The sequence below is a fragment of the Halomonas sp. DN3 genome, assembly GCF_024137905.1.
Taxonomy (GTDB): domain Bacteria; phylum Pseudomonadota; class Gammaproteobacteria; order Pseudomonadales; family Halomonadaceae; genus Halomonas; species Halomonas litopenaei.
Map to the genome: position 1 here is coordinate 2292861 of NZ_CP099965.1, position 24060 is coordinate 2316920.

Consider the following 24060-nt stretch of genomic DNA (forward strand, 5'->3'; position numbering starts at 1 on the left):
CATGAAGACTCCGGCCTCAGCAGATGGTGACGCCCTGGGAGGCGCCCTGCGCATTGGTGTCGGTGGGGCGCGTGACAGCGATGGAGACGGGGTCATCGATCAGCTGGATCTGGACAGCGACAATGACGGCATCACCGACAACGTCGAGGCCCAGTCCACCGACGGCTATATTGCGCCTGGCAGTAGCGACGCCGACGGTGACGGCCTGAACGACGCCTACGACAAGGACAGCGCGGATGGGTCGGTAGCAGCCAGCGGCGGCTTGTCTGCGGTGGATACCGACCAGGATGGAACCGCCGATATTCTCGACGCGGACAGCGACGAGGACGGCATTCGCGACATCGCCGAACGTGGCGATGGGGCGCCTTCTCGAATCAGCGACAAGAGCGATACCGACGGCGACGGTCTGCTGGACATCTTCGAGGGTAGCGACAAGGACGACGGGTTCGACGCCAATGACGAACTGGTCTCTGGCGGTGACTTTAACCTCTCGGACAGCGACGGCGATCTCAGCGGCGATGACGCGAGCCCAGTACCGATGTTGGGCGATCTTGATTTTCGCGATAGTGCTCGGCTCGACACCGACGGCGATGGCGTCATGAATCACGTCGATATCGACGATGACAACGACGGTATCGTTGATTCCAGTGAAGGGCGGGACGATTCGACACTAGAGAGTGTGAATGTCGGTAATATTGGTACAACGGGGAAAATTCCCGATTTGGATTATAATGGTTCGACGGTCAAGTTGGATTCGAGCGCAAACGGAAAATTTACTGCCGGTAACAATCCTGGGGAATTCAGTTTCTGGTACCCCTCCAAGACGTCGGGGTCGACTTCGATCACCTTTACCTCTGACAAGATTGTAGACTTCGTCTTGATGTCGAAACTTGGGTCGGACGGCCCCCTGCTGGAAAAAAAGGATATCATTACCATTGGCTGTCCTGGCGCCATGATCATTGTGGAAGATCCAGGTAACAACCTGAGTATCGATCCAGGTGTCTATTTCGGTCCGCTCAGTTTTTATGAAGATACGTCGTCGAACACCTACAATCAAAAATGGAAGATTCGGGTCGTGGGTGTGAAGGAATTGACCCTTAGCATGGAAAATGTCGCGCATCTTTACGATAGCACGAATGGTGGCGGAACGATGCGTCTGCTGGTTGGAGGCGTGGCAGAAGATAGTGACCACGACGATATCGCCGATTACCTGGATCTCGATAGTGATAATGACGGCATAACCGACAACGTGGAGGCGCAGACCACCGGCGGTTACACCGCACCAACAGGCGTCGATGCCGACAGCGATGGTTTGGATGATACCTACGACGCGGCCACCGGAAATGCCGGTGCGGGTGCCAGCCAGGGGTTGACGTCGGTCGATACGGACGGCGACGGCACGGCAGACTATCTCGACGTCGACTCCGACGATGACGGCAAGCTGGACATCACCGAGCGCGATGATGGGGCCTCTTCTGTTTCAGATGCTACCGATACCGACCATGACGGCCTGCTGGATATTTTCGAGGGGGAAGATGTCAACGATGGCTTCGATGCCAACGATGAAAATGTCTCGGACAATGGCTTTGCACTACTGGACTCCGATGATGATCTGCCGGCGGACGGCGAGGGAGCGAAACCCTTGGTCGTCGATTTGGACTATCGGGAAAACCCGGTGGTCGATGGTGATGGTGATGGTGATGGCGTCATGGATCATGAGGATATCGATAAAGACAATGACGGCATTCTCGATATTACTGAAGGAAAAGATACTTCCTCAAGTTTTCCCATCGACACCAGTAATATTGGAAGCAACAAGATACCGGACCTTGATTACGACGGGACAAGCGTAAAGTTGACCTCCGACCCTACCACCGGAAGTCTCAGTTATGGGGGGAGCGACGGTGCGATTAATTTCAATTATTCCAATGATAATGTGTCGACTGCCAACTTTTCGTCAGATACTATCGTCGACTTTGTCATCGATAGCAAGACAGTCTCCAGTGGAAGACAGTTTGACAACAAGGACCGGCTTACCGTTTCGAGTCCCGGTGCCTACATCGTGGTCCATGATCCCAAGAATGTTCTGAATATTGCCGAGGGCGTCTATCTGAACTCCGTCACGTTCAGCATGAGAGGATTAGGTAATATTTACGGAGAGTCTTGGTCGATAAGGGTCGTCGACGTCAAATCGATGAACCTGAGCATGAGCTGGAATCCTCTCAATGAGAACGACAGCAATATAGGGGCCTGTGTCAGGGTAAATATCGGTGGCGTGGCCAAGGATGCTGATCATGACAATATCGCTGATCATCTGGATATCGACAGCGATAATGATGGCATCACCGACAACGTGGAAGCGCAGACTACCGGTGAGTATATAGCGCCAACCGGAATCGATGCCGATGGCGATGGGCTGGATGACGCCTACGATGCCAAATCTGACGACATCGGGGCGTCTGTCAGCCTCGGACTGGCGCCAGTCGATACCGACAGCGATGGCACGAAGGACTATCTCGACAGCGATTCCGACGATGACGGCAAGTTGGACATCGCCGAGCGAGATGATGGGGCGGCATCCGTCAGTGACGCCACCGATACCGATGGAGATGGATTGCTCGATATCTTCGAGGGATCGGATGCCAACGACGGCTACGACAGCAATGATGAAAACCTGGTTGGCGGCAATTTTTCCCTGGCCGACAGCGACAATGATATCGCGGCCGATGGAAGCGACGCCTCACCCCCCGGTTTCGATCTGGACTATCGCGACAGCATCGATCCGCCGACGGCGGTGAAAGACGCGGCGGAAACCAATGAGGACGTGGCTCTGGTGGTTACCAAGGACAATGGGCTGTTGTCCAACGATACCCTGGCAGGGGCCACCGAAATTGCCTCGGCGGCGATCGACACCGATGGTGACGGCGTGGCCGATACCGCACTGGTGCTGGGGCAAGCCAATACCGTCAAGGATAGCGACGGCAATATTATCGGCAAGTTGACGTTGTCGAAGGATGGTTCCTACCGGTTCGATCCAGTGAAGAACTTTTTCGGGGTTCTGCCGATCATCACCTATACCATTAAGGGCTCAGGGGGGTACGCCAGTTCGACGCTTGCCATCAAGGTGACCGCGGTCAATGATGCACCTGCCGCCGCCAATGACAAGGGAAGTGCCAAGGAAGACGAGACGCTGAGCGTCGACAAGAGCGAAGGGCTGTTGGCCAATGACAGCGACGCCGAGGGAGATAGTCTGGTCGTCTCCGGTTTCAGCGTGGCTGGCCTCACCGGCAGCTTCAAGGCCGGCGAAACCGCCCGCATTGCCGGCAAGGGAGCGGTAACGCTCAACGCCGACGGCTCCTATACCTTTGTTCCAGCGCCCAATTACAACGGCAGCGTCCCCGTGATCACCTACACCGTCAGCGATGGCGAAGGGGGGACCGCCAGCGCGACCCTGACCATCACCATCGCCGAAGTGGAGGATAGCGTGTCGCTCGGTGGGCTGGGGGACGGCAGTGAGGGCAGCGATGGCAGCGTCAATGAGTCGGCCTTGACGGGCGGTACCGATGCCGGTGGCAGTGACGGTGTACACGCCGGCACATTCACCCTCAGTCCTGCCTCTAGCCTCGATAGCCTCACCATCGGCGCCACCAAGATTACCCTGGCCCAGCTTGAGGCTAGTGGTACCACTCCGATCACCATCACCGGCAGCTACGGTGATCTGATGATCATCGGTTTCGATAGCGCCACCGGTACCGTCTCCTACCGTTATACCCTGACGTCAGAAGCCTCGCATGGCTCTGAACCGATCAAGGACTCCTTCTCGATCAGTACCAAGGACACCGACGGAGACAGCACCGCCAACGCCGGGACTTTGGCCATCCTGGTGGTCGACGACGTCCCTGCCGCCACCGCCGATACCGGCAGTGTCGACGAGGACGCCAGCGGTGGCAGCACGCTGACGGGCGATGTCATTTCCAATGATACCCTGGGGGCCGATGGCGCTGCGGACAGTGGTGCGATCAGCGCGGTCGGCAAGGGCGACGCGACGCCTGCCGGCGGGGTGAACAGCAGCATTGCCGGCGACTACGGCAGCCTGTTGATCCAGGCCGACGGCAAGTACCTCTACACCCTGGATAACGCCAACGCCGCGGTCAACGCCCTGCAGAAGGGGGGGACCCTCACCGAGACCTTCACCTATCAGATCACCGATGCCGATGGCGATACCAGCACGGCGACTCTCACCATCACCATCAAGGGGAGCAACGACGCTCCGACGGCCGATGATATGACCGTCTATAGCGCGGAAGACGCCGAGACCACCGGCACCATCGTCGGCAAGGACCCTGAAGATGACTCCCTGAGCTTTACTCTTGATGCTCAGCCGGAGGGGGGAACCGTCACTCTCGACAAGGACAGTGGTGAATTCGTCTTTGTCCCGGATGCCAACGTCAATGGTGATATCACCTTCAGTGTGACGGTCGACGATGGTCATGGCGGCAAGACCCAGGTGGAGGTGACGGTCAAGGTCAGTCCGGTCAATGATGCGCCCGAGGCGGCCGATGACAGCGCCAGCACCGCCGAGGATACGCCGCTGATCGTCGGCAAGGACAAGGGTGTTCTGGCCAATGACAGCGATATCGACAGTGATGCCCTATCGGTGGCGGGCTTCAGTATCGAAGGGGTGACGGGGAGCTTCAAGGCGGGAGAAACCGCTACCATTGCCGGCGTCGGCACGCTGACCTTGAACGCCGATGGTTCTTACCGCTTCGACCCTGCCCTCAACTACCATGGCACGGTTCCCAAGGTGACCTATGTGCTCAGCGATGGGCGGGTCAGCGACACCGCCATCCTGAGCATTACGGTCGATGCGGTGGATGACAGCGTGACGGTGGGCGGACTCGGCGATGGCGGGGATGGCGTCGACGGCGAGGTCAAGGAATCGGGACTGGTCGCGACCGACGGCGCCGGACTGACCCACGATGGCACCTTTGCCCTGAGCCCGGCGAACAGCCTGGCGAGCCTTACCCTGGGAGGTACGTCCATTTCCCTGGCTCAACTCCAGGCCAGCGCCACGACACCGATCAAGGTGACCGGCAGCTACGGTACTCTGACGATCAAGGGCTATGACCTTGCCACCGGCACGGTGAGCTACCGCTACACCCTGACGTCCGCCGCCGACCACTCAAGTGGTGCGATAAAGGACAGCTTTGTCATCGACGCGACCGATGTCGAAGGGGACGTCACCAAGGGCATGGGGACACTGGCGATTCGTATCGTCGACGATTCACCCACGGCTACAGCCGATACCGGCATAGTGACCGAGGACGGCGCGGCCTCCACAGGCAACGTACTGAGCAACGACCGGCAGGGCGCCGATGGCAGCAAGGTGTCGAAGGTGGGGGTTGCCGAATCCACCGATGGGGGAAGCGTCGGCAGTGCCCTTGTGGGCAGCTTCGGTACCCTGACGCTCAACGCCGACGGCAGCTACGTCTATGCGCTGGACAACACCAACGCGAAAGTCGATGTCTTGCAGAAGGGCGAGACCCTGATCGAAACCTTCACCTACCAGATCACCGACGGCGATGGCGATACCAGTACCGCAACCCTGACCATCACCATCAAGGGCGCCAACGATGCACCGACCGCGACCGTTGATGACCTGACCACGGCGGAAGATACGCCGGTGGACGGCAGCATTGCGGGCAAGGACGTGGAGGGCGATAGCCTGTCCTATGATCTGGTCGCCCAGCCAGAAGGCGGCACCGTCAATCTGAGCGAGGACGGCAGCTTCACCTTCACCCCTGACGCCAACGTCAGCGGCGACATCACCTTCAGCGTGAGCGTCTCCGATGGCAACGGAGGAACCGTTACCGTCGAGGTCACCGTCACGGTGACGCCGGTCAATGACGCCCCGACGGCAGTGGATGACAAGGCCGAGACCAACGAGGACACGACGCTTGAGGTCGCCAAGGACAAGGGGGTGCTGGCCAACGACAGTGACCTGGAGGGCGATAGCCTGAGGGTCAGCGGATACAGCGTCGAGGGCATGACGGGCAGCTTCAAGGCGGGCGAGACTGCCACCATCGAGGGTGTCGGTAGTCTGACACTCAACGCCGACGGCTCCTATAGCTTCGTGCCGGCGCCCAACTACAACGGCAGCGTGCCGAAGATCAGCTATACCGTCAGTGACGGTAATGGCGGGACAGCCAGCGGTGCGCTGGCTATCACGGTCAAGCCGGTGGATGACAAGGTCAGCCTCGGGGGGCTTGGCGACGGCAACGACGGCAGCGATGGCGGCACCGTTACCGACGGGGAGGTCAAGGAGTCGGGGCTGTCCGGAGGCTCCGACGTGGTGGGCGGCGGGGCGAACCATAGTGGCAGCTTCACGCTGAGCCCTGCCGATAGCCTGGCGAGCCTGACGGTCGGCGTCACCTCCATTAGCCGGGCACAACTGGAGGCCAGTGCCACCACTCCGGTCAAGATCACCAGCGCTCATGGTTTCCTTACCATTACCGGTTTTGACCAGAAGACCGGTACTGTCAGCTACACCTTCACGCTGACCGCCAAGGCCAGCCACAAGGGGGGGGCGGTCAACGACAGCTTTGTCATCGGCGTTACCGATGTTGACGGGGATGTCTCGGCCAATGCCGGAACCCTGGCCATCGCAATCGTCGACGACACACCGGTGGCGAAGGCCGATAGCGCCCAGATCGCGGAGGAGGGCGACGATATCAGTGGCTCGGTCATCGGCAACGACCTGGCAGGTGCCGATGGCGTCCCCAGCAAGGGGGTGATCCATGCGGTGGGTGTTGGAGAGGAGTCGCCAAGCGGGGGCGTCGGCAGCAGACTAGAGGGCAGCTACGGTAGTCTGGTGCTGGACGCCAACGGCAACTACCTATACGAACTCGATAGCGGCAACAGCGAGGTGAACAAGCTGGCCGTGGGGGACACCCTGAGCGAGGTCTTCACCTATCAGATCATCGATGCCGATGGCGATACCAGCACCGCGACCCTGACCATCACCATCGTGGGGGCGAACGATGTGCCGGTGGCCAGCGTGGATGCGATATCCACGCCTGAGGATACGCCGGTCTCCGGCAAGATCACCGCCAGCGACGTGGACGGCGATTCGCTGTCGTTCGACCTGGTGGCCCAGCCGGATGGGGGCACGGTCACACTCAATGACGACGGCAGCTTCACCTTTACACCGGACAAGAACGTCAACGGTGACGTCAGCTTCGACGTCATAGTGGACGACGGTCACGGTGGCACCACCACGGTGGAAGTGACGGTGACGGTGACACCGGTCAACGATGCTCCTGTCGCCAAGCCGGACACCAACACCACCAGTGAAGATACCCCCCTGGTGGTCAACAAGGACGATGGGGTACTGGCCAACGACAGCGATGTGGATGGTGACAGCCTCAGCGGCAGCGGCTTTACCATCGAAGGCGTAACGGGAACCTTCGAGGCCGGCACGGAAGCCACCATCGACGGTGTCGGCAAATTCACCTTGAACGCCGATGGGTCCTACCGCTTCGAGCCGGCGCTGAACTACCACGGAGATGTGCCCAAGATCAGCTACAGCGTCAGTGATGGCAAGGGCGGGACAACGACGGGAGAACTCTCGCTCACCGTCGAGGCGGTGGATGATGAGGTAACCATCGGTGGCCTGGGCGATGGTAGTGATGGCAGTGATGGTGGCGATGTCAATGACGGACAGGTGAGCGAGGCAGGCTTGCCGGGCGGATCTGGTTCCCTGGGCAGTGGCGTCTCCCACACCGGCAGCTTCACTCTGGTGCCGGCGGATAGCCTCTCCAGTATCAGCCTTGGTGGAACCACCCTGACGCTTGCCAAGCTGGCCGCCAGCGGCGATACGCCGATCAAGATCCTGGGCGATCATGGTGAACTCACCATCAACGGCTACGATCGCGCCACTGGCAAGGTCAGCTACACCTATACCCTCACGGCCCGCGCCGACCATAGCCTGGGGGCGGTCAGCGACGATTTTGCGATCGACGTGACCGACGTCGACGGTGATGTCGCCACGGACGTAGGGACCCTGTCGATCGCCATCCTCGACGATGCTCCGGAGGCCGAGAGCGACGTCGACGATGCGATCAACATGCCGGGACAACCCAGCAGCACCGCCGATGGCAATGTGCTGACCGGGGGCGGGGGCAAGGATCCCGACGCCATGGACGGTGACGCCGATATCCTTGGCGGCGACGGTGGCACGGTCAGCGGCGTAGGCGCGGGCTCGGATCAGCCATCGGCGTCCCACGTCGGTCAGGGGCTCCAGGGGAAGTTCGGCACCCTGACCATGAACGACGACGGCAGCTACTGCTATGTGCCGGATTTTGACGCTGACCGAGTGGCCCATCTCAAGGCGGGCGAGAAGATCGAGGACACCTTTACCTACACGGTGACCGATCCCGACGGCGACACGTCTACCGCCAGCCTGACCATCCGCATCTATGGCACGACGGCGGTCATCGGTACGGAAGGGGGCGAGGTAGACGAAGCCCAGCTCAACACGGATGGCGCCACCGGCACAGACCCCGGAGTCTCGGGCGAGGTGATCTATGAGGGGGCGTTCTCGGTGGTCGACCGGGTGGGACAGCAGCTCGATACTCTGACCATCGGCGACACCAGCTTCACCCAGAGCGAGTTGGCGGCGTTATCCGAGGCGAACCCATCAGTACGTATCGAGGCCGAGCACGGCTATTTCGAGATCACCGGCTATACATTGGGTAAAGGCACCGACGTACGGGAAAATACCGTCACTTATCGATTTGTGCTGACCGAGCAGACCGATCACTCCGGGGGGGCGGTCTTCGACCACGTTGAGGTATCAATGACCGATACCCTCGGTAACGATACCAAGACCTACGGCAAGGAGTTGGTGGTCAAGATCCTCGATGATGCGCCGATCGCCGCCAAGGATACCGCCAGCGTCGTCGAGGATGGCGATGCCGGTGCCGGTAGTGTGGTGACCAATGACCGCCAAGGCGCCGATGGCGGAACCAAGGTGAGTGCGGTAGGCAAGGGCAGCAGCGTCAGTGCGGACAGCGTCGGCGCCGAGATCGCCGGCAGTTTCGGCAGCCTGATCCTGGGCGCCGATGGCAGCTACACCTATACCCTGGACGACACCAATGCCAGGGTGGATGCCCTGCAATCGGGAGAGACGCTGTCCGAGACCTTCAGCTATCAGATCACCGACGCCGACGGCAGCGCGTCCACCGCGACCTTGACCATCACCATCAAGGGGGCCAACGACGCCCCTACGGCCAGCGTCGATGCATTGACGACCCAGGAGGACACGCCCGTCAGCGGCTCCATCGAGGCCAATGACGTCGACGGGGATGATCTCAGCTTCGAACTCGTCGAGCAGCCTGACGGCGGCAAGGTCACGCTCAATGAAGATGGAACCTTCACCTTCACCCCCGATGACAACGTCAGTGGCGATATCACCTTCCAGGTCGAGGTCTCCGATGGCAACGGTGGCACCACCACCGTCGATGTGACGGTCAAGGTGTCGCCGGTCAATGACGCACCAGTGGTTGCCGGCGAGACTGCCACGACTCCCGAGGACACGCCGCTGGATTCGGAGGCCGACGACAGCTTGCCGGGGCTACTGGACAATGACAGCGACATCGACAGCGATCATGGCAGCCTGACGATCGTGGACTTCAGCGTCGACGGCATGAGCGAGAGTGCCGATGCCGGTTCAACCGTCACCATCGAGGGTGTCGGCAAGCTGACGGTGGGAGCCGATGGCGCCTGGCGTTTCGAACCGGTCCTCAATTACCACGGCAAAGTACCGACGATCACCTATACCGTCAGCGATGGTGAGGGCGGCAGCAGCACAGCCACTCTCGACATCACTGTCACGTCGGTGGATGACCAGGTTAACCTTGGCGGGCTCGGTGACGGAAACGATGGCAGTGCGGGTGGCAACATCAGTGATGGCTCCGTCAACGAGGCCGGTCTGGCAGGAGGCAGTGACGAAGGCAATGGGCTGGTCCACAGCGGCAGCTTCACCCTGGGACCGGCCGATAGCCTTGAGAGTTTCACCCTGGGCAGTCGCAGCATCGGCCTCGCTGAACTCGAGGCCAGCGCGTCGTCGCCCATAGTGATCGAAGGCCGCTACGGCACCTTGACCATCGAAGGCTACGATCGTGCCACCGGTACGGTGAGCTACCGCTATCGGCTGACCTCAAATGCGGATCATGCCACGGGGACTGTCAGCGACGACTTCGTGATCAGCGTGACCGATGTGGAGGGCGAGGTCAGCGCCAATGCCGGTACCTTGGCGATCAAGATCATCGATGACACCCCGAGTGCGACAGATGACAGCGGTACCGTCGACGAGGACGGTGCTGCCGGCAGCGGCAGCGTGTGGGCCAATGATCGCCCGGGTGCCGATGGCGAAGCCGCCAATGGGGCGGTGGTCAGCGTCGGCGTGGACGGCAAGCTGGGGGTGCCGCTGGAGGGCAAGTACGGCAGCCTGACCCTCAACGCAGATGGCAGCTACTCCTATACGCTGGACAACGCCAATGCCAAAGTAGATAAGCTAAAGGTCGGCATGACCTTAGAAGAATCCTTTGCCTACCAGATCCGTGATGCCGACGGCGATCTTGCCACCGCCACCTTGACGATCACCATTCGTGGCGCCAACGACGCTCCGACGGCAACGGCGGAGAAGGTCACCACCCGCGAGGATACTCCGGTCGATGGCAAGATCGTCGGCACCGATGTGGACGGGGACGACCTTACCTACACACTGGATGCCCAGCCCGAGGGTGGCACCGTCACCCTGGACGAGAACGGTAACTTCACCTTCACCCCGGATGACAATTTCCACGGAGACACCAGCTTCACCGTGACCGTGACCGACCCTTCTGGTGCCACCGTCACGGTGGAGGTCGATGTCTCGGTGACACCGGTCAATGACGCTCCGTCCGCCGAGAACGACCAGGCCACGATCGCCGAGGACACGGCTCTGACGGTCGCCGCCGAAGATGGTCTGCTGGCCAACGACAGCGATATCGAGGGCGATCGCCTCAGTATTACGGGCTTCAGTGTCGATGGCCTGGAGGGGACTTTCCTGGCGGGACAGACCGCCGTCATCGACGGGGTCGGAGAGCTCACCATCAGCGCCAATGGCAGCTATCGGTTCGTGCCGGCGCTGAACTACCATGGCACGCTGCCGCCGATCAGCTACACCGTCAGCGATGGTGCGGGTGGTACCAGCACCGCCACCCTCGACTTAAAGGTCACGCCGGTGGACGACCAGGTCAGCGTAGGTGGGCTGGGTGATGGCGACGGTGGCTCAGGAGGGGGCGATGCAGGAAACGGCAATGCCACCACCGACGGTGCGGTGAACGAGTCCGGTCTGACGGGCGGCAGCCATGAAGGCAACGGCTTCATCCACAGCGGCACCTTTACCCTGGGGCCGGCGGACAGCCTGTCTCGGCTGACCCTGGGAGGGACCCGTATCAGCCTGGACCAGCTCAAGGACTGTGGTAACCACCCCATCGAAGTGGTCGGCGACTATGGCACCCTGGTGCTACGCTACTACGATTCTGCCACCGGTGAGGTGGGCTACACCTACACCTTGACGTCCCGGGCCAACCATTCAGACGGTGCGGTCAATGACAGTTTCGCCATCAGTGTCACCGACGTGGAGGGCGAGACCACCGACAATATCGGCAGCCTGGCCATCGCCATCATCGATGACGGCCCTGTCGCCGACAATGACGGCGCAGAGGCGGTCGAGCAAGGCACCGAGCCGGGAAGCCACTGCAACGGTAACGTCATCCTCAATGACAGCTATGGTGCTGATGGTGTTGCCGTCGATGGCATGGTCTCGGCGGTCGGGGACGGTGAGACATCGCCCGAGGGCGGCGTCGGCGAGCCGGTGGAAGGTCGTTACGGCAGCCTGGTGCTGAATGCGGACGGCAGCTATTCCTATACGCTGGACAACGACAACCCCGTGGTGGAAGCGCTCAAGCCTGGGCAGACGCTGACCGAGACCTTCAGCTATTCCATCATCGATAGCGATGGCACTGTTGCCACCGCGACGCTGACCATCACCGTGCTGGGGGCCAACGACGCCCCTGTCGCCAGCGTTGATCCCATCGTCACCTCCGAGGATACCCCGGTGGACGGGCGTGTCGTCGCCACGGACGTGGATGGTGATGACCTGACCTTCAGCCTCGACGATCAACCCGACGGCGGTACGGTCATTCTCAATGAGGATGGCACCTTCACCTTCGTGCCGGATCCCGATGTCACGGGCGATATCAGCTTCAGCGTCACCGTGACGGACGCCTTCGGCGCCACCACCACCGTGGTCGTCAACGTCTCGGTAGAGCCGGTCAATGACGCCCCGGTGGCCAGCGCCGATCCCGTTGTGACCCCCGAGGACACCCCGGTGGACGGGCGCGTCGTCGCCACGGACGTGGATGGTGATGACCTGACCTTCAGCCTCGACGATCAACCCGACGGCGGTACGGTCATTCTCAATGAGGATGGCACCTTCACCTTCGTGCCGGATCCCGATGTCACGGGCGATATCAGCTTCAGCGTCACCGTGACGGACGCCTTCGGCGCCACCACCACCGTGGTCGTCAACGTCTTGGTGGAGCCGGTCAATGACGCCCCGGTGGCCAGCGCCGATCCCGTTGTGACCCCCGAGGACACCCCGGTGGACGGGCGCGTCGTTGCCACGGACGTGGATGGCGATGATCTGACCTTCAGCCTCGACGATCAACCCGACGGCGGTACGGTCATTCTCAATGAGGATGGCACCTTCACCTTCGTGCCGGATCCCGATGTCACGGGCGATATCAGCTTCAGCGTCACCGTGACGGATACCTACGGCGCCACCACCACCGTGGTCGTCAACGTCTTGGTGGAACCTGTCAATGACGCTCCTGCGGGAAAGGCGGAGCCGATCGTCACTGGAAGCGGTGAACCCGCGACTGGTCAGGTGATAGCGTCGGACGTCGATGGTGACGATCTGGCCTTTGGGCTGGACAAGGGGCCGGCACACGGGCAGCTCACCCTGAACCCGGATGGTTCCTTCCTCTATGTACCGGATGCGGGCTTCAGCGGCAGCGACAGCTTTGTCGTTGCGGTGTCTGATGGGCAGGGAGGCGTCACATACGTCACCGTCTCGGTGAAGGTGGAGTCTCCAGAGGGCTTCTACATCGGCGACAGTGCAGCTGACGTCTTGTCGGTGAGTACTGCCCCGGGCGACGGCGCCCCCTCGATACATGCCGATGGGGCAGTCCATGAGGCTGTCAATCAGATGGCAGGACTCGGTGGCCTTGCCGATCTGTCTGCGGATGGGGCAGTCAGAGCGGCGGTCCATGGTATTTCGGCGCTGACCGACGCCGAAATGGAGGTGGTAGACAAGGATCAGCCGAGAGAATCCAGTACCTGGAACTCCTCGATGCTGCAGGAGGCCAGGTCGCTGGCTCATCCCGGTGCCGTGCGAGCGACATCGTGGGCAAGCAGCGATGCCCGAGCGACGCTGGAGGCTCTGGTCGAGAACGAGCGGGCGTGGCTCAAGCTGCCGGATGGACAGCGCGACATCAAGGTGTCGTTACCTGGGGGCCGAGCCTTGCCGGACTGGATCCAGCGTCCTTCTATCGGTCAGCTGCTGATCGATCGACCGGCGGCTCTGGAAAAGGTGACGTTGGATATCGATAGCCGAGGTAGTGGTGGTGAAGAGCATCACTACCGCCTGTCGCTGAACCTGGACAAGGTGCGACTCGAGGTAAGTGAACGAAGCGAGCCATCATCTAAGATTGCGCCAGGATTCAGTGAGCAGCTCGGTCAGGCCTACCGCCAGACGAATGACCTGGACCCGAATCTGCTCGAGGCGTTGGCACTGCTGGCGGAGGACGGTTGATAACTAGGTGACGGCTGCCGGGACGTAGGATCGGTGGGCAGGGAACGTTTCCCTGCCCGCTCTGGCATTTTATTGGTGGGTTTGCCTGGTGCGTCAGGCGCGTCGATCGGCAGGCAGTCCGAGAAAGTTCTGGATGATGAAGAAGTGATCCTCGAACAGGCTTTCTGGCTCGAGTTCCGCCAGGGGCACCCAGCGGGCATGGTCGCCACCCTTGACGGGTTTCAGCCTCGGCAGGTTCTGATCCGGTCGCAGGGCAAAGTAGAAGGCTTCGGCCAGGGTTCGCCCACGCCAGCTTCGGTGCGGCTCGTCGAATAGCCGTTGACCGCGTAGCGATCCCTTGAGCACCGGCTCCGGCACCTTCAGCCGAATGCGTTCGCGCAGCTCGCGCAGACAGGCGTCCATCAGTCGTTCCTGGGCGCTGATAAAGCCCCCGGGCAGGGCATAGAGTCCCTTGCCGGGCGCCGAGGTGCGCCGCACCAGCAGCACATGGCCCGACTGCACCACGACTGCACAGACGGTGACGAAGATCGGCGGGTAGGGCGCCTGGGCCCAGGCCGAACGGTACTGGTCGAGCAGTTGCTGTTCTTCGCCGAGCTGGCGGTAGGGCTTGCCACTCATGAAGCGGCGGATATGTTCCACCACGCCCGGTGGAAGATCGTGGCTTGCGTTGGTGGAGAGATACTCAACCGCCGAGCCCTCGGAGCGAAATAGCCGTTCTCGAATCTGGCTGGCGGAGATCGCTTCGACCAACGGTACGCTCACCGACTCCCACTGGGGGAACAGTGACAGGTAATAGCTCGACTGACCGCGGCTGGCGCCGATCAGCCCGATGCGTGGCAACCGTGCGCTCTCGGGATGGGCCAGATCGCGCACCTTGCGCTGGACGTCGTGTACCCAGACATCGTCGTTGTACAGCGCATCCAGCAGCGGCACGATCTCGAGGCGAGCGTTGTCGTCCTCGTCGAAGGCGCTGCGCAGCATCTGGCGGCGTTCGTCGAAACGCCAGGGATTGCGCAGCGAGCGCGCCTGCCAGGCGGAGCCTACCAGCACGATGACCTGTCTGGCCTGCTTGAGGGCCGCCCGAATCACCGCCAGATGGCCGAGGTGCGGGGGCTGAAAGCGTCCGATGAACACCAGGCAGTCGAACTCGGTCTGCGGCGGAGAGGTGGCCAGATCGGTGGGCATGGAGGGCTCCTGGAAAACGTCGCCGCCATTATGGTGGCGCTGACTGGCAGGCGCAAACAGACCTGCGCAAACAGAAAGGCTCCCAGGATAGATGAAGGAACTAGACGAAGGTGGCTCGATCAACCCGTCACGACGATCCGGTCGTGATGAACTGGCTGCGCCAGGGTGTCGCGTTGGCGCATGTTCCTGCGTATACCGTCGGTGTTAGGTATGCTGAGGGCAACGATAATGACGAGGGAACGCCATGATCATTCAGTTTTTCGCCTTCTGGTGGGGGGTGCTGCGTCGCTCGGTGGCGTTGTGGCTGGAGCGCAACGCCTTCAGCTACGCCGGCTCGCTGGCGTTCTATACCTTATTTTCGCTGGCGCCGACGGTGATCATCGCGGTGACGGTGATCGGTGTGGTGCTGGGCGAGGAGGCGGCACAGGGGCAAATCTTCGCCCAGTTGCAGGGCACCATGGGCCCCGAGGCGGCCACCGCCATCGAGCATGCCGTCGCCCAGTCGCGCATCCAGGAGTCCGGCCTGTTGCCGACGCTGCTGGGTTTTGCCGCCCTGGCGGTTGGTGCCACCACGGTGTTCGGCCAGATGCAGTTCTCGCTGAACACCATCTGGGGCGTCGCGGCACGCCCCAGCAGCAACAGTCTGTGGATCTTCGTCAAGAATCGTATGCTGTCACTGACGATCGTGCTGGCGATCGGCTTTATCCTGCTGGTATCGGTGGGGCTCGGGGTGTTCGTCAGGGCGGCACTGAAGGCCGCCGATGATGTGCTGCCCTACGTCAGCCTGCTGACACGAGGGGTGGAGCTGCTGGTGTCGATCGGCGTGATCGCCGCGCTCTTTGCCACCATCTTCAAGGTGTTGCCCGACGTGGTACTGCGCTGGCGCGACGTCATCGTCGGTGCGGTTGTCACGGCCTTGCTGTTCTCGATAGGGCGCACCGGTATCGCGCTGTATCTGGCCTACAACGCAACGGCCTCGACCTACGGCGCGGCGGGGTCGGTGGTGGTGGTGTTGCTGTGGGTCTACTACTCCTCGCTGATCCTGCTGTTTGGTGCCGCCTTTACCAAGGTCCATCTACTCGCCCGGCACAAGCCCATCATCCCGCGCAACAGCGCCGTACTGGTCAAGCAGGAACTGCTCGATCAGCAGAGCGTGCGGGCCCAGTTGAGCGCCGAAGAAGAACGGGAATTCGAGCAGGAGGCTCGCGAGCGTCAGCATGAGGCGGAGCTGGAGGCAGGGGAAGTGGAGACTGCTGGCACGGTGGAGAGTCGTCAGGCCAACGAAGATGACGAGGTCAGCGTCGATGATACGGTTCAGGATGCCGATGTCGCCAGAGAGGAACCAATGGACGAGCAGCAGGAGGCAGCCACGATGTCCGATGACACCCTATGCCTGGAGGCCCTGGTGGAAGGGCGAGTACAGGGCGTGAGCTATCGCTTTGCCACCAGGCAGCAAGCCGAGGCAGAGGGGCTTGCAGGGTATGCCCGCAATCTGCCGGACGGCAGTGTCGAGGTGTTGCTGTGTGGGCCTCGTGACGCGGTGGAACGGGTCGCCGACTGGCTTGAATACGGGCCCGAGCAGGCCGAAGTGACCCAGGTCACCATCCGTGAGGTGACCCTTGCGGAGCTGCCGCAGGATTTCACGACGGGCTAGGGCTGTGCGAAAAGTGCCCGGGGTCGTCGACCCCGGCTGCTTGACGTGAAAGATTCAGAGGGAAAGGAGCCCCGGGCGGGCACGACGGATATTGTCGAGGGACAGTGTCGTGCCCGCCCGGGGCTTTTGCTGGCTTGAGTCGTTCAGGCCAGGGTGTCCGCGATCCAGTCGCTGACGGCCTTGCCGTCTACCTTCATGCAGACGTTGACCACGGGTGTCTGCGACCAGCGGTCGGCGATAAAGCCTCTGCCTTCCGGCGCGAGGATGGTCTGCCCCTCGGCCGGCCCTTCGGTGACCACACCCAGGTGGCCGCGGGTGGTCTCGAACAGGTCCGGGCGCAGTAGCCAGGCCAGGGCCACACTGTCATGGGGGCAGCAGCCGTCGATGCCGAGGGCTTCACGATAGAAGGCGCGATAGAAGTCGTAGCTGCCGGCCAGAATCTTGCCGAGCTCGCCCTGGCCTGCCTCGATGCGGGCCATGTGGTCCGGCGTCAGGATGCAGCGATGGGTCACGTCGAGCCCCACCAGAGTCAGCGGCCAGTCGGCGGTCAGTACGCGCTGCGCGGCGTGGGCATCGTTGAAGATGTTGGCTTCTGCCACCGGGGTGACGTTGCCGCCTTCGCGAATGGATCCGCCCATGATGACCACCTGCTTGACCAGGCGGGTGATCTCGGGGTCCAGTTGCAGCGCTGCGGCAAGGTTGCCCAACGGACCGACCGCCACCAGGCTGACCTCGCCCGGACGCTGGCGCACGGTGTCGACGATAAACTGGGGGGCGCTGCGAGCATCGGCCTGTCCCTTGACCTCGGGCAGGCTGATATTGCCCAGGCCGTTGTCGCCATGGATATGCTTGGGTGCCGGATGACGAGGCTTGACCATGGGGCAGGCCGAGCCCTGGGCCACCGGCACCGGCTGGCCAGCAATCTCGCCGAGCAGCAGGGCATTGTGGGTCGCCGTCTCGATGTCGACGTTGCCGAAGGTGGTGGTCATGCCGAGCAGCTCAATGTCGGGATGGCGCAGGGCGATGGCGATGGCCTGGGCGTCGTCGACGCCCGGGTCGGTATCGAAGATGATCGGGGTGCTCACGGAAGCTCCTGTGATTGGCCTGAAGGTCTCAACGGATGGCGTGCTGGCCGCTCGCCAGCGCTGTGTCGACTTCGTCGCGGGTCGGAATGCTGGCGGCCGCGCCCTGGCGCTGAACGCCGAGGGCGGCGGCGGTGGAGGCCAGCGCCAGGCAATCCGCCACGGTCTTTTGTTCCTGCATCGTGGCCAGATAGTAGCCGATGAAGGTGTCCCCGGCGGCGGTGGTGTCAACCGCCTCGACCCGACTCGCCGCCTGGAACTGGCGTTGACCGCCGTGCTGATGCCAGGCGCCTTCGCCTCCGAGCGTCAGCACCAGTTGGGTGCTGGGCAGGCGCTCGGAAAGGGCGGTGAGCAAGGCGTCGGCATCGGTATCCTCTGCAACACCGGCCAGCCAGGCGGCCTCGCCCCGATTGACGAAAAGGAGATCGCACCGGTCGAGCGGCAGGTCCAGCACGGCGTCGCTCATCGGCGCCGGGTTGAAGGCGATGTTCAGTCCCTTTTCATGTCCGAGCCGGATGGCATCGGCCAGGGCGCTGCATTCATTCTGCAGCAGCAGCCAGTCGCCGGCCTGAGTGCCCTCCATCAGCCTGGAAAGGTCATTGGCCGAGTGGTGGTGATTGGCTCCGGGGAACAGCAGGATGGCGTTCTCTGCGCCGTCGTCGACCTGGATGATGGCGTGGCCGGAGGGGGCGGCCACCTCGGCAATACCATTGACGTCGACCCCGGCATCGGCAAGCTGCTGGCGGGCCCAGCCATCCTGGGCATTCAGGCTACCCCAGTGAGCCACCTGACCACCGGCCTTGGCCAGCGCGAGTGACTGATTGGCTCCCTTGCCTCCAAGGCCGACTCGGTGCTCATGACTCGCCAGGGTTTCCCCCGGGCGAACGAGATGGGGAACGCGATAGACATGGTCGAGATTGATCGACCCGTAGTTGTACAGCATGGGGTGTCCGATGAGGGGGTGGGCTCAGCGCGAAGTATCGGAGTGATGCCGGGTCGACGCAAGAGTGGAACCGCCATCGATAACGAGGCTGTTACCTTGTTTTCAGAGTTATACCGTTATCTTGGGTGCAACAAAATCCGAATGTGCCAAATGCATCGAGTTGTTACTCATAGGCGATAAGGACAGGCCGTTGGGAAGCTTCGCATTCGCTAAACTCGCCCGAACATGCCGATCAGGGGCGCGATAACGTTGCATAAGCCTGGCCTAAGCGTGACGAGGGCGTGGCGAGAGCCTGGAGAGAGCTCAGCAAGGGGCAGGCAAGGGGCAGGGTGCCAAGAATGGCCTGGTGTCAGGCGGGCACGGTCTTCCGTGCCCGCCATGGACGGCGTCAGCTCTCTTGCGCAGCGTTCCGCAGGTTGTCGACGGTCAGCTTGACGATGTTCTGTCGCGCTTCAGGGGTGATCCAGGCGCTGTGCGGGGTGACCAGCAGGTTCAGGCGCGGCGACTCGTTGACTGCGTCAATCAGGGCGTGGCCATCACGAGGCGGCTCCGCGGGAAGGACATCGACGGCAAGGCCTCCCAATTGCCCTTCGCGCAGGGCGGCCAGAGCGGCTTCTTCATCGATCACTCCACCCCTGGCGCAGTTCACCAGCAGGGCGCCTTTCTTGATGGTCTTGAGGTTCTCGGCGTTGAGCAGATGACGACTGTGTTCGGTCAACGGGCAATGCAGGCTGACCACGTCGGCCTCGGGCAGCAGCTCGGCCAGTGCCGGGCGCCGGTCATTGGCCTCGTTGCCTGGTCGCGCGCTGAAACTCACCCGCATGCCGAATGCGTCGGCCAGGGCGGCCACCTTGGAGCCCAGTTCACCCTGTCCCACCAGCACCAGATGCTTGCCTTCGAGTTGCAGGGTCGGGTGGTCCATCAGACAGAAGAACGGGCTCTCTCCCCAGCGGCCCTCGGCCACGTCGCGCTGGTACTGGGGCAGGCGAGTGGCCAGGGCGAGGATCAGCATCAGCGTATGCTGGGCGACACTGGCGGTTCCGTAGGCGTTGACGTTGTCGACACGGATGCCACGCTCTTTCGCCACCTCCATGTCGATATTGTTGGTGCCGGTGGCCAGTACGCAGATATGCCGCAAGGAGGGCAGGGCGTTCAGGGTATCGGCATCCAGCACCACCTTGTTGACGATGGCGACGTCGGCGCCGGCCAGCCGTTCACGCGCCTCGGCAGGGGTGCTGGTGGGGTGAACCTCGAGGCTCTCGAGCTGCTCGCGCAGCGGTCCAAGGTCAATGTCGGTACCCAGGCTGTCGGCGTCCAGTAATACAGCTTTCATCGCTTCTCCTGTTGTGTTTGGTGGGTGTGGTGAGTCTGGTGGCGAAGATCGGTGCACAGGGCTGGGCCTTGAGGCGCTCAGCACGCTATAATGCGCCCCTTTGATTTGGGCTTGGAATTGCTGTTGGCCGGCCCTATATCGCATGTCGGGATCGGAAGCGGCGTGATCGAGGGTGTGTCAGGCAGATCAGACGCCGGCTTCCCGCCCCGCAGGAACAATGCGAACGGAGACCTAGAACCATGCCCATCTACGAATATCAGTGCAAGGCCTGTGGCCATCGGCTGGAGAAGCTGCAGCGCATGAGCGCCGCTCCCTTGACCGACTGCCCGGCCTGCGAAGCTCCCGAACTGAACCGCCTGGTCTCGGCGGCTGGCTTCCGTCTTGCGGGTGGCGGCTGGTACGAGACCGACTTCAAGACCGGTGGCACCAAGAAGAACCTGGCGGGTGACAGCGGCGGAGGCGGTGCCTCCTCCGGTGGTGGCTCCGCTTCCGGTGACGGCGCCGCTGCCTGATCCAACGAATTGCCTTTACCTTCACGCAACATGACAGGAACCAACATGCGCAGCCATTATTGCGGCCAGCTCAACGAAACCCTGGTGGACCAGACGGTCAGCCTGTGCGGCTGGGTACACCGCCGCCGTGACCACGGTGGGGTGATCTTCCTCGACCTTCGCGATCGTGACGGTATCGCCCAGGTCGTGGTCGACCCCGATACCGCCGAGGCCTTCGCCAATGCCGACCGCGCCCGCAGCGAGTATGTGCTGCGCATCCAGGGCCGAGTGCGCATGCGTCCCGAGGGAACCCAGAACCCGAACATGCCGACCGGCCTGATCGAGGTGCTGGCCAAGGAAGTGGAGGTGCTCAACACCGCCGCCACGCCGCCGTTCCAGCTCGACGAGCACGGCAAGGTGGGTGAGGAAATTCGCCTCAAGCACCGCTACATCGACCTGCGTCGCCCGGAGATGATCGAGAAGCTGCGTCTGCGCTCTCGCATCTCCCATAGCGTGCGGGCCTTCCTCGAGGGCGAGGGCTTCCTCGACATCGAGACGCCGGTGCTGACCCGGGCGACCCCGGAAGGTGCACGTGACTATCTGGTGCCGAGCCGGACCCACGCCGGCAGCTTCTTTGCGCTGCCGCAGTCGCCTCAGCTGTTCAAGCAGCTGCTGATGGTGGCGGGTTTCGATCGCTACTACCAGATCGCCAAGTGCTTCCGTGACGAGGACCTGCGTGCCGACCGTCAGCCGGAATTTACCCAGATCGACCTCGAGGCATCCTTCGTCGAAGAGGCCGACATCATGCGCATCACCGAGTCCATGGTGCAGGGCCTGTTCAAGGACGTGCTCGACGTGGATCTGGGCGAGTTCCCGCGCATGACCTGGCATGAGGCGATGCATCGTTTCGGCTCCGACAAGCCGGACCTGCGCATCCCGCTGGAGCTGACCGACGTCGATGACCTGATGAAGGAGGTGGACTTCAAGGTCTTCTCCGGTCCGGCCAACGCCGATGACGGCCGTGTCGCCGCACTCAAGGTCAGCGGTGGCGCCAAGCTGTCGCGCAAGGAAATCGACGAGTACACCAAGTTCGTCGGTATCTACGGCGCGCGGGGCCTCGCCTGGATCAAGGTCAACGAGCGTGCCAAGGGCATCGAGGGCCTGCAGTCGCCGATCGTCAAGTTCATGGAAGGCGTGATCGAGACCCTGCTGGATCGTGTGGGTGCCGAAGACGGTGACATCATCTTCTTTGGTGCCGACAAGGCGCGCATCGTCAACGAGGCGCTGGGGGCTCTGCGGGTCAAGCTGGGTGAGGATCTCGATCTCTACACCCAGCCCTGGGCGCCGCTGTGGGTCGTCGACTTCCCGATGTTCGAGGCCGACGACAACGGTCGCCTGAGCCCGCTGCATCACCCCTTCACCTCGCCGGCGTGTAGCCCCGAGGAGCTCAAGGCCAACCCGGCCGAGGCCCTGTCGCGTGCCTATGACATGGTGCTCAACGGGACGGAGCTGGGTGGCGGCTCGATCCGTATCCACGATCAGGCCATGCAGAGCGTGGTATTCGAGATCCTGGGTATCGGTGAAGAAGAAGCCCGCGAGAAGTTCGGCTTCCTGCTGGACGCGCTGCACTACGGTGCGCCGCCCCACGGTGGTCTGGCCTTCGGTCTCGATCGCCTGGTCATGCTGATGACCGGCGCTCGTACCATCCGTGAGGTCATCGCCTTCCCCAAGACCCAGAGTGCAGCCTGTCTGATGACCGACGCCCCTGGCGAGGTCAGCAACGACCAGCTCAAGGATCTGAGTATCCGCCTGCGTCAGAAGGCCAAGCCCGAAGCCAGCGAATAACGCTAGGCGCTGTCCGAAAAGTCGACGAGCGAAGGTTAGACAAGGCAAAAATCGGTGAGAAAGCGCAGTTTACGGGGTGTAAATGAGCATTTTGACCGGGCTGGCGCACCAGCCGATTTTTAACGCCGTATTACCGAGCGCAGGCACTTTTCAGACAAGCCCTAGGCTATCGCGCTGTACCGACAAACCCCCGCCCATCGGCGGGGGTTTGTCGTTGATGGGTGATCAGCCCAGCAGCCTGGACAGTGGTGACGGCAAGGAAGACGCCGTGCGACGGGCCAGCGACGGAAGGGTGGTGAGAGGCGATAGAGACGATAGAGGCGTGAGCGGTGAGCCACCATGAGGCTCGGTCAGATGCTGTCCGATCATTCTACGCGCCGGTGCCAGTCGGTCGCCAAGGCGCAGACCCAGGTGACGGACCATTCGTGCCGGCACTCCGTCATCGGTGTAGAGGCCAACGATGGCCTGGGTGGCTTGATACAGCGGCCAGGTGGCCAGCCGATGCTCGCGCTCGTAACGCTTCAGCAGTTGCGGGTCGGCGATGTCCTGTCCGAGTTGGTGGGCACGGATCAGCCGGCGGGCCAGGCGGTGCTGACTCTGGGCGCCAAAGTTGAAGCCGTGTGCCGTCACCGGATGCATGCCCACCGCGGCGTCACCGACCAGGGCAAAGCGTTCGGCCACGAAGCGCTCTGCGTAGGCGCTTACCAGGGGATAGACGTGGGTCTCGCCCTCCAGGGTCATGGCGCCGAGCCTGCGTCCGTAGCGATGGGTCAACGCCTGCGACAGTGCCTCGGGCGGCAGCGCGGTAAGCTCCGACATCTGCTGGCTGGGCAGGGTCACCACCGCCGACGACAGGTGTTCGTGCAATGGCAACAGCGCCAGGGTCTGGCCGTGGTCGAACCACTCCCAGGCAGACTGGTCATGGGCGCGTTGGTGGCGAACCCGACACACCAGCATGCTGCGGCCGTTGTCGCGCATGCGCGCAGCGATGCCCATCTGGCGGCGGGACTCGGAGAAGCGACTGTCCGCGGCCACCGCCAGACGTGCCGACAGTCGAGTACCGTCTTCCAGTGCCAGACGCGCCGCACCGGGGTCGCTGGTGATGCTTTCCAGCGCCGAGAAGTGCCAGTCGATGCCGTCCATGCGTTCGGCTTCCTCGAGGGCGGCGCGGCGTATCAGATGGTTCGGCACCATGAAGCCCAGTGGTCGATCGTCGCCGGAGTCGAAGTCCATGGCAAAGGACGACTGTCCGTTGAACACCTTGGCATGTGTCAGCGGTGCCACCTCGTGCTGGGGGATCCGCTGCCACACACCAATGTCGGCAAGCAGGTCGCAGGATGCCTGGGTCATGGCGATCTCGCGCCCATCGGGCCTGGGCTCGGCCAGTCGAGGGCGATCGATTCGATCGATCAGTGCCACACTCAAGCCGGCACCGGCCAGTGCTCGCGCCAGGCATAGGCCCACTGGCCCTGCACCAATGATGGCCACATCCGTCATTCGTCACTCCTGAGCTGGATTCGCTGGTGAGCTGCACGCGCGGTAGAATGCGCGATAAATCAAGCGCCCGACGCTAGCACAACGGGTGATCAGGTGGCGGGCTTTG

The 24060-nt window shown here is 62.4% G+C and carries 9 protein-coding genes and 1 pseudogene; 5 read left to right on the forward strand and 5 right to left on the reverse strand.

The features are described 5' to 3' along the window. Nucleotide 1: 1 nt before the first annotated feature. Complete coding sequence (locus NKF27_RS09880) at nucleotides 2–13924, forward strand: Ig-like domain-containing protein (RefSeq protein ID WP_253556301.1); 13923 nt, start codon at nucleotides 2–4, stop codon at nucleotides 13922–13924. Between the two features lie 93 nt (nucleotides 13925–14017). On the opposite strand, the gene NKF27_RS09885 is transcribed toward NKF27_RS09880, so the two are convergent. Next, complete coding sequence (locus NKF27_RS09885; protein ID WP_253556302.1) at nucleotides 14018–15109, reverse strand: bifunctional nicotinamide-nucleotide adenylyltransferase/Nudix hydroxylase; 1092 nt, start codon at nucleotides 15107–15109, stop codon at nucleotides 14018–14020. A gap of 244 nt (nucleotides 15110–15353) precedes the next feature. Between NKF27_RS09885 and NKF27_RS09890 the strand changes: the two are divergent. Continuing rightward, nucleotides 15354–16250: pseudogene (locus NKF27_RS09890) on the forward strand (YihY/virulence factor BrkB family protein); the annotation flags it as partial. Between the two features lie 231 nt (nucleotides 16251–16481). Then, nucleotides 16482–16763, forward strand: a complete 282-nt coding sequence (locus NKF27_RS09895) for an acylphosphatase (RefSeq protein WP_253556448.1) — start codon at nucleotides 16482–16484, stop codon at nucleotides 16761–16763. Between the two features lie 143 nt (nucleotides 16764–16906). Here NKF27_RS09895 and NKF27_RS09900 read toward each other — a convergent pair whose 3' ends face one another. From NKF27_RS09900 to NKF27_RS09910, 3 genes are all read right to left on the reverse strand, one after another. Further along, nucleotides 16907–17848 carry a nucleoside hydrolase gene (locus NKF27_RS09900; RefSeq protein WP_253556303.1) on the reverse strand — a complete coding sequence of 314 codons (942 nt, stop codon included), beginning with the start codon at nucleotides 17846–17848 and terminating at the stop codon, nucleotides 16907–16909. 28 nt (nucleotides 17849–17876) lie between these two features. Continuing rightward, nucleotides 17877–18788 carry a ribokinase gene (locus tag NKF27_RS09905; RefSeq protein ID WP_253556304.1) on the reverse strand — a complete coding sequence of 304 codons (912 nt, stop codon included), beginning with the start codon at nucleotides 18786–18788 and terminating at the stop codon, nucleotides 17877–17879. Nucleotides 18789–19176: 388 nt separating this feature from the next. Further along, nucleotides 19177–20121: a D-2-hydroxyacid dehydrogenase gene (locus tag NKF27_RS09910; protein WP_253556305.1), complete on the reverse strand. Its 945-nt coding sequence runs from the start codon at nucleotides 20119–20121 to the stop codon at nucleotides 19177–19179. A gap of 239 nt (nucleotides 20122–20360) precedes the next feature. Here NKF27_RS09910 and NKF27_RS09915 point away from each other — a divergent pair, with 239 nt between their 5' ends. Beyond that, on the forward strand, nucleotides 20361–20633 hold the full coding sequence (locus tag NKF27_RS09915; RefSeq protein WP_045994967.1) for an FmdB family zinc ribbon protein: 273 nt from the start codon (nucleotides 20361–20363) through the stop codon (nucleotides 20631–20633). Between the two features lie 45 nt (nucleotides 20634–20678). Further along, nucleotides 20679–22457: an aspartate--tRNA ligase gene (gene aspS, locus NKF27_RS09920; RefSeq protein ID WP_108133598.1), complete on the forward strand. Its 1779-nt coding sequence runs from the start codon at nucleotides 20679–20681 to the stop codon at nucleotides 22455–22457. A gap of 225 nt (nucleotides 22458–22682) precedes the next feature. On the opposite strand, the gene ubiM is transcribed toward aspS, so the two are convergent. Further along, on the reverse strand, nucleotides 22683–23954 hold the full coding sequence (ubiM, locus tag NKF27_RS09925) for a 5-demethoxyubiquinol-8 5-hydroxylase UbiM (protein ID WP_253556306.1): 1272 nt from the start codon (nucleotides 23952–23954) through the stop codon (nucleotides 22683–22685). Between the last annotated feature and the right edge of the window lie 106 nt (nucleotides 23955–24060).